This is a genomic window from Acinetobacter sp. R933-2, assembly GCF_030325485.1.
Lineage (GTDB): Bacteria > Pseudomonadota > Gammaproteobacteria > Pseudomonadales > Moraxellaceae > Acinetobacter > Acinetobacter sichuanensis.
Window position 1 is genome coordinate 121,848 of record NZ_JACAIJ010000008.1, and the last position, 12,919, is coordinate 134,766.

At 36.7% G+C, this 12,919-nt stretch carries 13 protein-coding genes; 11 read left to right on the forward strand and 2 right to left on the reverse strand.

The window, feature by feature from the left end; translation table 11 throughout:
* Positions 1 to 25: 25 nt before the first annotated feature.
* The 6 genes from HX005_RS11170 to HX005_RS11195 all read left to right on the forward strand — a co-directional run bounded on the left by HX005_RS11170 (position 26) and on the right by HX005_RS11195 (position 6,054).
* Positions 26 to 1,141: a beta-ketoacyl-ACP synthase III gene (locus HX005_RS11170; RefSeq protein WP_286377423.1), complete on the forward strand. Its 1,116-nt coding sequence runs from the start codon at positions 26 to 28 to the stop codon at positions 1,139 to 1,141.
* A gap of 221 nt (positions 1,142 to 1,362) precedes the next feature.
* Complete coding sequence (locus HX005_RS11175) at positions 1,363 to 2,136, forward strand: lysophospholipid acyltransferase family protein (protein WP_286377424.1); 774 nt, start codon at positions 1,363 to 1,365, stop codon at positions 2,134 to 2,136.
* 91 nt (positions 2,137 to 2,227) lie between these two features.
* Complete coding sequence (locus tag HX005_RS11180) at positions 2,228 to 2,626, forward strand: GFA family protein (protein WP_286377425.1); 399 nt, start codon at positions 2,228 to 2,230, stop codon at positions 2,624 to 2,626.
* Between the two features lie 187 nt (positions 2,627 to 2,813).
* Complete coding sequence (locus HX005_RS11185) at positions 2,814 to 4,292, forward strand: OmpA family protein (protein ID WP_286377426.1); 1,479 nt, start codon at positions 2,814 to 2,816, stop codon at positions 4,290 to 4,292.
* A 115-nt stretch (positions 4,293 to 4,407) separates the two neighbouring features.
* Positions 4,408 to 5,187, forward strand: coding sequence for a Rossmann-like and DUF2520 domain-containing protein (locus HX005_RS11190; protein WP_286377479.1), 780 nt, complete (start codon positions 4,408 to 4,410; stop codon positions 5,185 to 5,187).
* Between the two features lie 78 nt (positions 5,188 to 5,265).
* Positions 5,266 to 6,054, forward strand: coding sequence for a fatty acid desaturase family protein (locus HX005_RS11195; protein ID WP_286377427.1), 789 nt, complete (start codon positions 5,266 to 5,268; stop codon positions 6,052 to 6,054).
* 180 nt (positions 6,055 to 6,234) lie between these two features.
* On the opposite strand, the gene HX005_RS11200 is transcribed toward HX005_RS11195, so the two are convergent.
* The gene (locus HX005_RS11200) at positions 6,235 to 7,635 is read right to left on the reverse strand and encodes an aminotransferase-like domain-containing protein (RefSeq protein ID WP_286377428.1); all 1,401 of its coding nucleotides are present in this window, start codon (positions 7,633 to 7,635) and stop codon (positions 6,235 to 6,237) included.
* 190 nt (positions 7,636 to 7,825) lie between these two features.
* Here HX005_RS11200 and HX005_RS11205 point away from each other — a divergent pair, with 190 nt between their 5' ends.
* The 4 genes from HX005_RS11205 to HX005_RS11220 all read left to right on the forward strand — a co-directional run bounded on the left by HX005_RS11205 (position 7,826) and on the right by HX005_RS11220 (position 11,455).
* A complete protein-coding gene (locus HX005_RS11205) occupies positions 7,826 to 8,647 on the forward strand; it encodes a hypothetical protein (RefSeq protein WP_286377429.1) in 822 nt (273 codons plus the stop codon).
* A gap of 54 nt (positions 8,648 to 8,701) precedes the next feature.
* Positions 8,702 to 9,082 carry a CidA/LrgA family protein gene (locus HX005_RS11210; protein WP_286377430.1) on the forward strand — a complete coding sequence of 127 codons (381 nt, stop codon included), beginning with the start codon at positions 8,702 to 8,704 and terminating at the stop codon, positions 9,080 to 9,082.
* A complete protein-coding gene (locus tag HX005_RS11215; protein WP_286377431.1) occupies positions 9,079 to 9,777 on the forward strand; it encodes an LrgB family protein in 699 nt (232 codons plus the stop codon). Before HX005_RS11210 ends, HX005_RS11215 begins: the two co-directional genes overlap by 4 nt.
* Before the next feature lie 160 nt (positions 9,778 to 9,937).
* Positions 9,938 to 11,455 carry a flavin-containing monooxygenase gene (locus tag HX005_RS11220; RefSeq protein ID WP_286377432.1) on the forward strand — a complete coding sequence of 506 codons (1,518 nt, stop codon included), beginning with the start codon at positions 9,938 to 9,940 and terminating at the stop codon, positions 11,453 to 11,455.
* A 122-nt stretch (positions 11,456 to 11,577) separates the two neighbouring features.
* Here HX005_RS11220 and HX005_RS11225 read toward each other — a convergent pair whose 3' ends face one another.
* Positions 11,578 to 12,039, reverse strand: coding sequence for a DUF441 domain-containing protein (locus HX005_RS11225; RefSeq protein ID WP_286377480.1), 462 nt, complete (start codon positions 12,037 to 12,039; stop codon positions 11,578 to 11,580).
* A 123-nt stretch (positions 12,040 to 12,162) separates the two neighbouring features.
* Here HX005_RS11225 and HX005_RS11230 point away from each other — a divergent pair, with 123 nt between their 5' ends.
* Entirely contained in the window at positions 12,163 to 12,885 is a 723-nt protein-coding gene (locus HX005_RS11230; RefSeq protein WP_286377433.1) for a pseudouridine synthase, read from the forward strand.
* Positions 12,886 to 12,919: the final 34 nt, after the last annotated feature.

Below are 12,919 nucleotides of genomic sequence, written 5' to 3' on the forward strand. Positions count from 1 at the left end.
TGTGAATTTAGAGAAGGAGTTTTCCATGGGCATCCGCATTACAGGAACAGGCTTGTATCATCCCGAGGAAATCATTACCAATGAAGAATTGGTGGATTGTTTAAATGCTTATGTAGAACAATTTAACAGTGAAAATGCTGAAAAAATTGAAGCAGGTGAAGTCACTGCACGTCGTGGTTCAAGTGCAGATTTTATTGAAAAAGCTTCAGGTGTGAAACGCCGTTATGTGATTGAAAAATCAGGTGTGTTGGACATTAATCGTTTACGTCCACGTCTAGAAGAACGCTCAGATGAAGAGCTTTCTATTCAGGCTGAGTGGGGCGTAATGGCTGCGAAGCAAGCGATGGAAAACGCAGGTGTAACTGCTGAAGATATCGATGTGGTGATTTTGGCTTGTTCAAATTTACAACGTGCTTATCCTGCGGTTGCGATTGAAATCCAAACCGCGTTGGGTATTCAAGGCTATGCTTATGATATGAACGTTGCATGTTCGGCTGCAACTTTTGGTTTAAAACAAGCCTATGATGCAGTGAAAACTGGTGCGCGTCGTGTGTTGTTGGTGAATGTGGAAATTACTTCGGGTCATACTGACTATCGTTCACGTGATTGTCACTTTATTTTTGGTGATGTGGCAACAGCATCGATCATTGAAGAAACAGACAGCAAAACAGGTTTTGAAATTGTGGATACACACTTATTCACGCAATTTTCAAACAATATCCGCAATAATTTTGGCTTCCTGAATGGTTCAGAACTCACATCTCGTGATGATAAACAATTCCGTCAAGATGGTCGTAAAGTCTTTAAAGAAGTGTGTCCATTGGTTGCGAAAATCATTTCTACGCAATTGGAAAAGAACAGCATTCAGCCTGAAAATGTGAAACGTTTCTGGTTGCATCAAGCCAATGCCAATATGAATGAATTGATTTTAAAACTGATTGTGGGTAAACAAGTGGCGGAAGCTGACCCTGATTTAGTGCCAATTATTTTGGATGAATTTGCCAATACTTCTTCTGCAGGTGTGATCATTGCGTTGCATCGTACTGCGGATCAGGTCAATAATGGTGAATATGGCGTACTGTGTTCATTTGGTGCGGGTTATTCGGTAGGTTCGATTCTTGTGCAAAAGCATGTGGTTTGATGACTGAAAATATTAGTAAAACAATGAACAATGTGATCTGTTGAATGATTTGTTTTTAAAAATAATCCCTCCCCTTGCGTAGCAAAACTACTGACCTTTAAAAAAGGGAGGGGTATCACTTAACTAAGTCTGAGTGATACGCAAAATTCCCCTCTTTTTAAAAGAGGGGTTAGGGGAGATTAAATGATTTATCTAAAAATAAGTTTTTGTAGAGATACAACATGACCCTAAAAAAATTAGAAATTCAACATAATTCCAAATTATTACGTGTAATCAGTGCATTGCAACGTTATTACTTCCGTCCGACTTTTTTAGGGGCTGAAAACCTCAATCCTCAAAAACCTGCCATGTATGTGGGAAACCATACTATTTATGGTGTGTTGGATTCTCCGATTCTCATCGACTATTTATATAATGAACATAAAATTGCCATCGTGAGTTTGGCAGATCATATGCACTTTCATATTCCTGTCTGGAAAGAAGTGGTGAAACGTGTGGGTGGTGTCGATGGCGTACAAGCATATGCCAAACAAGCGATGCAACAAGGCTATTCCATTTTGGTTTTTCCCGGCGGTGGTCGTGAAGTCATTAAACGAAAAGGCGAAGCTTATCAACTGATTTGGAAGCAACGCTATGGCTTTTTAAAACTGGCACAGGAATTTGGTTACGACATTGCGCCATTTGTGGCTTTAGGTGGAGATGAAGTCTTTGAACTGGGTTTTGATGCCAACGTATTGCTTAGACAAAAATGGTTTAATAAAATTTTATCCAATCCAAAAATAGGTTCGTTTTTGAGAAATGGCGAGGTGATTCCTTCGATTCCAAAGCATATTATTCCCAAAAGAATTCCGTTTTATTTTAAATTTATGCCACGTTTAAGTATTGATCAGATTGAAACGATGGAGGATATGATTCAGTTTCGTGATGATTTACAGCAATTGATTTATGCTGAGATTGAAGCTTTAAAAGTGTATCGAGAAAGTGATTGTAAATAAATAATCAAAATTTTCTCTATAGATCATACTTCCATTTACATCAATGTCAGCTAATCTAGTCTCTATCAAAATAAATTAAAATGATGAAATCATGTATACAGCCTCATGCCTGTGTGGCGGAATTCAACTTAAAATTAATACAGAAATTCCTCAAGTGTTTGTTTGCCATTGTGGGCAATGTCAAAAAGCACAAGGTTCAGCTTTTGTTGCCATTGCGCCCATTGAAACTAAATACTTAGAAATTTTACAGGGGCAAGCATTATTTTCAGAATATTTTGCAACTGCGAATAAGAAGCGCGTGTTCTGTAAAGCATGTGGTTCCCCTTTATTTAGTGCGCGTTTAGATTTACCAGAAGTGATTCGTTTAAGAGTCGGAATCATCAATGAACCATTGAGTGCACATATTGCATCACATGCTTTTATCGACTATAAAGCAGCATGGTTTGAGATTTTAGATGAGGCTAAAAAATTCCACGAAGGGCTCAATTAAAAACGAAAATATAGCGATATTTTAGTGTAATTTTATTTGTTTTTAACGAGAAAATAACGCATTCCATATTTATATAAGTTTAAGGAAAATAACAAAACTTAAATAATTTGCCGAATTTTTCGGCGCATACTGATCCATGTAATAAAAAGTCACATAACAAATAAAATTTCATGTGAGGAGTATTGAAATGGATCTGATTTCATTATTGAAAGAAAGAGTGACCCCCATAGTACTAAAAGGTGAATCGACGTATTTAACAGAGAAAAGTACAGCATTGGCTGAGTTTTTCCCTTTTCTTTTAACTGTATTAAAGGCGAAGCCCAGTTTAATCTCGTTGTTTCAAAATAATTTAAATCCAAGATTAGATGATTTATTTAATACACATAGCACTTTGAAGGAACAATATCTAGATAGTGTTAGTCAACATGTGCCTCCTGGTGAAATTGAAAATGTTTTAAATCGGTCAATTCCAGCGACTTTAAATGTATTAGAAGATGAAGCGGGCTCTCATGACCCTGCTGTAATACAGCATTTTTTAGAACAAAATTATGATGCAATTTCTGCGGGCTTAGCTCCTTGGGCGCGAGGGATTTTAGCCGCTTTAGGGCTAGGTACTTTAGCTGCAACAGCAAATACAACATCACAGGCTGTGCCTCCTGTTACGCCAACACCTGTTGTGGAGGAGAAGAAAAAATCAAATTTTTGGCCAGCATTAATTGCTTTATTGATTCTATTGTTTTTGGCTTTTTGGTTACTGCGTAGTTGTAAGACAGAAGAGCCAACCCCCGTCACCAATAGCACAATGACCAGTTCTAGTCAGCAACCTGCATATTTCCAAATCTCAACAGACCAAGCAGGTGCATTAGTCACATGTCAGGCAAAGATTGGTGATGCAAATTATATTGATATTTTACAAAAAGAAGTCAAACAAATTTTTAGCCATCAAAATGGTTGTGGTGTAGATTCGAGTAACAATTTTAATGCAGCTCTCGTAGATCAGAATGCTTTAGTGAGTGTATTAAAATTGTTGAAAGGTGTACCAAATGTCAATTTGGTGTGGACAGGAAATCAAATCAGTTTACAAGGTGCAGATACTGCGAGTTTAAAAGCGTTAGCAGATAAAATCACACCGTTGGTCAAAGATGTGCAAGTCGTTGTAGGTGAAGCAGCAAGTTTAGATGAGGGCGCAGCGGTGACAAGCAGCATTGACAAAGCGAAAGCAGCTTTGAGCAATATTGACCCAAATCAAGTTCGTCCCTTAGATATTGCGACTGCATTAAACTTACAGATCATTAACTTTGCGACAGCATCCGCTGAGATTCCTGATGTGAATAAGTCGGTATTAGACCAAGCCGCAGCGTTAATGAATAAAGTACCGAATGTACAATTGGTTGTAAAAGGCTATACCGACTCGACAGGAAATGCTGAAGCAAATAAAGCATTATCACAAAAACGAGCAAAATCGGTTGTAGATTATTTGGTTGCAAAAGGTGTAGACCCAAGTAAATTACAAGCACAAGGTTTTGGTCAAGACCAACCTGTCGCAGACAATGCAACCAAAGAAGGGCAATTTAAAAATCGTCGTATTGAGTTCGAAGTGATTAATACTGAAACAGGTACAGTGCGTGAAGTAGATAACAACGGGGTTGAAGAAAAAACGCAATAATCACCAATAGCATTAAAACGGGCGATTTAGGTCGCTCGTTTTTATTTGCTTTCGTTTTAGATTATCTTGAAAATATGCAACTAGAAATAAAGTCTAAAATTGAGAAATTGACATGATGCGTATAAGTTTTATTGGTTCGGGTCGAGTTGCAACCCATTTAGCACAGGCTTTTGCTCGGCAGTATCAAATCGTACAAATTTTTAGTACTCATTTTGAAAATGCACAAAAACTTGCCAGTCTTGTACAGGCAGAAGCAATCCATCATCTTCAAGATTTTCAAGATAATATAGACTTATGTGTCATTGCTGTAAGTGATCAAGCTATTGCGCAGGTGATACAGCAGCTCAAACCTTATTTAAAAAATACACTGGTTGTACATAGTTCTGGAAGTACACATTTAAATGTATTGGCAGACCATTATGAGAATGTAGGCGTATTTTATCCTTTACAGACCTTTAGTTTTGAACGTGAAATTGACTGGGAAAATACCCCTTTATTTATTGAAGCACAGTCCGCAGTGAGTCAACAAAAACTAGAAATACTAGCAAATAGCCTAAGCAATAGGGTTTATCTCTATTCTTCAGAACAGCGTTTGAGTTTACATTTAGCTGCTGTATTTGCTTGTAATTTTAGCAATGCATGTTATGACATGGCAAAACAAGTTCTTGATGCTCAACAAGTAGATTTTAGTTTATTGTCTCCTTTGATTTTAGAAACCGCTCAAAAAGCCGTTCAAAATGAACCTAGATTGATGCAAACAGGTCCTGCGATGCGTGGAGACCATGTGATTTTGAATATGCATCAAGAAATGTTAGCTGCTTCACAACAACCTCATTTGACTGATATTTACCGCATGTTAAGTGAACAAATTATCAGTCGACAAAAAATAGAATAGTCTTGAGCTATATTTAGCTTGCAAAGAAAATGTGTTCATTTTATAGTCGATTTATTCTCTAAATAAAAACTTATAAAAATGAATGATCAACAATATTTATTAAAAGTCGTGCAATGGAAAGATTTAGTACATTTACAAACAAGAGATGTTATTTCTGAATTATTGATTTCAATACCTTGGTTATGTGCATCTTTGGCTTTTGCGTATTTGGCTTGGTATCCATTGGCATTATTTTGTTCATTTATGTTTTTTTTAACAGGCTTACGTCAAGTGCATAATGCTTTTCATTTTGCACTTGGAATAAGCCGAGAAAAAACACATTGGGTCATGTGGGTATTAAGCATTCTCATGTTAGGTTCAATGCATGCTGTACAAATTAATCATTTACGTCACCACCAATTTTGTATGCAAGATGAAGATGTTGAAGCGAAAAGTGCCCGTATGAAATGGTGGCAAGCCTTATTATTTGGTCCATTTTTTCCACTCATGTTGCATCAAAAAGCATTTAAAGTTGGCACAAAAACTCAGAAAAAATGGATGCTTGCAGAGTTGATTGCAAATGTATTATTTCTGGTTTTAGTTTTTGCAATTTTAGATTTTACTTTTTTAAAATATCATGTATTGGCAATGTTAATAGGACAATGTATGACGGCATTTTTTGCAGTTTGGACAGTCCATCATGATACTGAAGATCATATTTATATGGCACGTACTGTGAGAAATGAGTTTAAGCGAGTCGTGACTTATAATATGTTTTATCATGTAGAGCATCATTTATTTCCTGCTGTACCCACTCGGCATTTACATGTGTTGGCAAAGCGTTTAGATGCTTATGATCCCAATGTGGAAATTAGAGAAGTGTTTTAGTCGCTCTAAAAATGAAAAAATAAGCATGATTTTTTAATATCAGCTTTTAAACTGATTCATGAAATCCGTCAGTTTTATGCAGATGACGGATTTTTAAATCATTCAAAAATTAAAAGCTAAACAAGATATTACAGTCTTTTTCAAGTAAATAAGCCAATTAATCAGAAAATAACGCTGAAGTTATTTAAAGTGAATAATGGCAGAAATGAAGAGATCTAAAGCATTTTGAGTGTTTTGATTTAATTCAAATGAACAATTGATCCGAAGATGATGCGGTGTTTGTTCTGAACGATAAAATAAAGCCCCCGAAGCAATACCAATATTTTGTTGTAATAATGCATGATAAAGCACATTACTGTTGATTTGCTCAGGCAAAGTGATCCATAAAAAATAGCCCGATGGATAATAATGCACCTTACACGTTTCAGGTAATCTTTTACTGAGATATTGATAATACTGATTTTTTAAACGCTTTAAGGTGTTTCTTAAAGTTTTGAGATGCTTTTCATAATAACGATGTGACAAATAATCTGCTAAAGCACTTTGAATAAATGAATTGACAGAGAGCGTACTCATCAATTGCAAATGCTGAATACTTTCAGAAAATTTTCCTGCATAAACCCAACCAATACGAAAACCTGCACCCAATGTTTTAGAAAAAGAAGAACAATGCAGAACCAGATTTTGTTGATCAAAATACTTCATTGATAATGGTTTTTTATGATCAAAATAGAGTTCTTCATACACATCATCCTCAATCAGATAAATCTGATGTTCCTGCAATAATTTTGCCAATTGTAATTTAATCTCATCACTGACCGTAAACCCAATCGGGTTATGACTGTTGAGCATGAGTAAACAGACTTTAATTGGATAATTTGACACAGCATTTTTAAAAGCTTCAAGGTCGAGTCCATGTTCAGGGTGTTCAGGAATGGTGATGACCTTTAGACCCAGATGTTCTGTCGCCTGCCACGCCCCATAGAAAATAGTTTCTTGCAGTAAAATATAATCCCCAGGTTTGGTCAGGGTTTGTAAAGCCAGATTCAGCGCATCCAGACCACCAGACGTGATGACAATATCGGAAGGATCGGTGGGAATGCCTTGCATACAATAACGCTGTGCAATAAGTTTGCGTAGTTCCAGATTGCCTGGAGGCAAACTTGGCATTTGTTCATAGCTGAGTCGATGTCTTGCACGCTGTGCCAAAGTTTGCATGAGCTTGGAAGAATACAATAATTGGCTGTCTGGAAAAGCAATCCCAAAGGGCACAATCTGTTCCGACTGGATGGATTTTAAATAACGAAACACCGTTGAGTTAATTTCTATTTTTTCATTCAGAATCACTGTCTTGGCAATTTCCACACTGTCTGGATCTTCAGCAATAAAATAACCCAGTTTTTCTTTGGAATAAATCAGTCCCTGCGCCTCCAACTCTTGATAGGCATTCATGACTGTAATTAAGCTGAATCCTGATGTTTCCGCCTGTTGTCGCAAAGAAGGCAATTTTTCGTGAGCTTTCCATGCACCACTTTCAATCAAGTGCTTGAGACTGAGAGCAAGTTGTTCTGATTTGTACATAGGAAAGCACTCAAAAGATTGGACGGACGATGAGGATGAAATTTTACATTTTAAATATTATAAAATATAACAGAATGAATTGTGCTGATGATGTTGTTATAGTTTTTTCCTGACTTTTTGTAGCTACACACTCTCAGACTTAGGATCTAAAATCTTTAAAGATAAAGGATGAAAGGGCAGAGGTGCTACGGTGTTTGTAACTGAAAAAATGAATGCAATTTCAAGGCTGACTGAGCAGCAAGGCTTTTCAGAGCGGCTACACAAAAAACTCGAACAGCACTATGTCAATCTGGAAGCCACTTTATTACGTGCCAAAGTTTTACGTGAATTTTCCACCTCCAAAGTCCATTATATTGCCCAATCTGCCATTCAAGAGCATCAGAGCAGTCTGGCTTTTTTATTTGCGCCCTTTATTTTGGCAAATCTGAATCAAAGTGTGATCTACCATAGCCCTGCAACGCCATCTGTACTCAATGTGTTGAACCGTTATTATCAGGCGGAGCAAAAACAAAATTTAAAAATTGATGATGTATTGTCTGCTTTAAATCTATATCTGGATTTGGATGAAAATGAATTAGACGAAGTAGAATTTTTATATTTTTCCTTGCTCAAAGCTTTGTGCCGTGCCGATGTTACACAAATTTTCCTGATTACCGCATTGAAACTGGATATTGCCATCATTGCCGAAATTGAACAGTTTTTCAGGGTGGTCATCCATGTGATTAGCACTGATCCACAGGATAAAATCATCGCAGTTGATGATGTGAATATGCGCAAACTGTTATTTAAAAACAAGGATGATCAATATGTTGCCTTGTGTGGGAAATTTGCCACGCTCAATGCACAATTGTTATTGTGCTATGGCAGTTATAACTGTGCTCAGGCGACGCATTTGGTGGATGATATGTTCTATGCTGAACATATTTATGAAAAATTATCGGTATATGCCGAATATATGCAGACCCGTTTACAGCATCAAGCCAGTCTCAAACATGTCCAATTTCTCGCTTAAAGCGATTTTGGGCTTACTTTTGTCTCGGCGTTTAACGTATCAGGATAATATGCCATGCGTTTAGGCAGGCTTGGCAATATGGTCACTATTGCACGACAAATCACGGTCATTCTATTGGTTTGGGGATTGAGTTTTATTTTACAGAAATTCCTGCATATTCCAGTTGCATCTGGCGTGCTGGGTTTTTTTATCTTACTGTTATTATTGCATTTTAACGGACTGAAACTGACTCAGGTGGAACAGGGTGCAGATGTGTTACTGGCTGACTTGCTCCTGTTTTTTATTCCGCCTGTGGTCGGGATTCTTCAATATCAACAGTTGCTTTGGCACAGTGGCTGGAAAATTTTTGTGGTAATTTTTATCAGTACAGCGTTGGTGATGATGGCATCAATAGGAGCAGTGCGACTGTTTTTGGATGAGGATGTCGAGGCATGACTGATTTTTTGGGTATTTTTTATTTGGTGTGGACGGTTTTGTGCTATTTTTTTGCAAAAAAATGCTTTGTTCAAACCCAGAAAATTTATTTTTCACCCATTATTACGGTGCCTTTACTGACCATGCTATTGATTGTGATCCTGCATCATGATTTTTCTGATTATTATGGATATACTCAATATCTGGTGGCGATTCTTGGACCTATCACCGTGGCTTTTGCCATTCCTGTGTACCGTTATCGGGAAATGATTCGACAGCATTTTAAGGTGCTGATCGTCAGTTCAGCAGTTGCCATGTTGGTGGGTATGTTGAGTAGTTGGGCATTGGCAAAAGCATTTGATTTTGATGATATTGTCACCAACAGTTTATTGGCGCGTTCCATTTCCATTCCATTTGCCTTGGTGTTAACAGAAAAACTGGGTGGATCCATCAGTTTAATTCCGTTATTTACTGTGATCACGGGCTTGGTCGGTCTGCTTTTTGGCGATATGTTATTGCTTTGGATGAATTTTAAAAATCGTATTGCACAAGGGGCAGCATTGGGTAATGCAGCGCATGCAATGGGCATTGCCAAAGCTCGTCAACGCCATACATTAGAAGGTGTAATTGCCAGTTTATCCATGATTATTTCAGGTATTTTGATGGTGTTATTTGCACCTTTTATTGTCAGAATTTGCCAATTTTTAATTTTTTAAAATGGTATTTTTGAAATTTTGTTAAATTAATTAAATTGTTGATAATAGGTGAACACTGGCAAAAAGCATCATAGAATGCTTAAAACTGTCTAATCAGGAAATTGACAAATAGGTCAGTTTTTGACAGATTGATTTGCAGTGCTATTTCGTGATTTAAAACATGCAACACAACAAAAAAAATGAAAACTTAAGTGATTTCGATCATTATCATCGCGTGACCATTTTAGGTGGTGGTTTTGCTGGTTTAGGTGCAGCCATTAAGCTCAAAGAAATGGGGATAGATGATTTTGTGCTATTAGAAAAAGCCTCAGAATTAGGTGGGGTATGGCGTGAAAATACTTATCCTGGTTGTGCTTGTGATGTTCCTTCAGCTTTATACTCTTATTCATTTGCACCAAATCCTGCTTGGAGTCGTGTCTTTGCCCCTCAAGCTGAAATCAAAGCGTATTTATTTGATGTTGCTAATCAATATAAAATTATGCCACATGTCAAACTGGAACATGAGGCATTACAAGCAACATGGTCAGATGAAGATGAGTGTTGGATTATTCAAACAAATCAAGGGGAGTTTCGCTCTCAATTTGCGATTATGGCATGTGGTCCAATGCATGAACCCGTGATTCCAAATATTAAAGGAATTACATCTTTTGACGGTGAAATTTTCCATTCATCTCGTTGGCGACACGATATTGATTTAACAGGAAAGCGTGTTGCTGTCATTGGTACAGGTGCATCAGCGATTCAATTTGTCCCACAGATTCAACCAGATGTAAAACAACTGACCATTTTTCAACGTACCGCACAATGGATTTTGCCAAAATCAGATATGCCATTACTTGCACCTGTACGAGCTATGTTTAAATTTTTACCCTTTACTCAGCAGCTTATGCGCGGCTCAGTGTATGGGGTTTTTGAAAGCATAAATGGAGGAATTCAAAGTCCTGCGGCAATGATGCAATTTCAAAAAATTGCTCAATGGCACTTAAACTTTCAAGTGAAAGATCCGATATTACGTAAAAAACTAACACCAAACTTTATTATGGGTTGTAAACGAATTTTGCAATCAAATCATTGGTATCCTGCATTAGCACAAAAAAATGTAAATGTTATTGCGGATGCACTAGCAGAAATCAAAGGTCGAACTTTGATTGCTGCAAATGGTGAACATTGTGAAGCTGATGTGATTATTTTGGGCACAGGTTTTGAAATTGCAGACCCACCTATAGCCAGTCGTGTCTATAACCGTTTTAATCAAAAAATGTCTGATGTTTGGCAGGGTAGCGCAGAAGGCTATATGGGAACGATGGTTGAAGGTTGCCCAAATGGTTTTTTAATGTTTGGACCAAATATTGCAGTCAGTTCTTCGGCATTTATTATTATTGAAGCTCAATTAACTTATATTATGGATGCAATTCGACAGGCGTTAAAATTAGGTATTCATACAATTGAACCGCATCCTGAAATTACTCGAAAATTTAATGAAGAGGTTCAAGCTGCATTACAAACAACAGTATGGAATAAAGGCGGATGTCAAAGCTATTTTATTGATAAAAATGGTAAAAATAGTACGGTTTGGCCTTGGACAACATTTAAATTAAAACAAAAAATGAAACACTTTGATTTAAGCGAATATCGAGTGAACTATAAACCTGAAAATGCTACAAAAGTCACTCAATAATCGGTTGATTCTGATAAATTTAGATGATATTGTTTTTTGTATTAACACATTAAGTTTTTCATGTGTTGATTTTATTTAGCTCAAAGTGAGTACTCCTCTTTGAGCTATTTTTTTGTCAAATGTTAAGAAAGCCCGATAATAATGGATAATAAACCTGCTGCGATGAGTGGACCAACAGGTACACCACGTAACAGAGCAACGCCAGTTACTGTACCAATCAATAAACCTGCAACAATATTTGGTTGATTACTCATCAATTTCACGCCACGTCCACCTAGCCATGCAACTAAGATCCCAATCGCAATTGCTAGCAAGGATTTCCAACTGAGGAAAGACTTTAAAATAGCACCTCCTGCGATTTTACCACTTGCTATAGGCGTGAGTACACCAATCGTTAAAATAATGATACCAATGTTTAACCCATGATTTTGAAGAAGATAAAAATATTCACTAAGAGGCGTGATACGAAAAACAATCAATACAGCAGCAGCAATCGTGACTGCACTATTATGACTAAAAATACCACATGCCAATAAAACTAAAAGTACGATTAAGTTTAAATCTAGATGTGACGCAAAATTCATCATGAAGGTAGGAGACTAGCATTTGAGGAAAGCTTGAATAGTATAACAATCTTAAATGGGGCATACAAAGATTGGCGATTCGGCTACAATCTTTAGGCTAGATTCATACGATGGTAGATCAGAATGTTGCTCGAAAAAATTTTACAATCTCAAGGCTTTGGAAGTCGTAAATATTGCCAACAACTCATTAAAAATGGTGCAGTAACAATTGAAGATCAAGTGATTGATGATTTAAAATTTAAAATATCAGAACAACAATTGAACTTTAAAGTTGATGGTAAAGCTTATCTTTATCGTGAACATGTATATTTAGCACTGAATAAACCAAAAAATTATGAATGTTCTCATCAGGCTACACATCACTTTAGTGTTTTTGACTTGGTGGATGACCTGTTATTGAATCGTGGAGTGCAATGTATTGGTCGTTTGGATCAGGATACAACAGGTCTGCTTTTATTGACCGATGATGGTAAGTTCTTACAAGCATTAACGCACCCTAAAAAACATGTACCTAAGGTGTATATTGTTGAAACAGCAGATGAAATTAGTGAGGAACAAATTGAAAAACTCACCTCAGGTGTAGAGCTTCGAAATGAAAAAGGTATTTTTGCTGCAACAGATGTACAAAAAATATCAGAAAATAAATTATCATTAACGATTCATCAAGGTGTTTACCATCAAGTAAAACGTATGCTCGCTGCTGTAGGGAATAAGGTGATTACATTACATAGACAGCAAGTGGGATTATTAGATTTAGGACAATTAGCACAAGGTGAGTTTATATTTTTAGATGAACAGCAGATTCGAGCTGCAAAAAACTTAGATGAATTAATTGTCACGTTATAATTCATTTAATATATTTCAGCATATAGAGAAATAA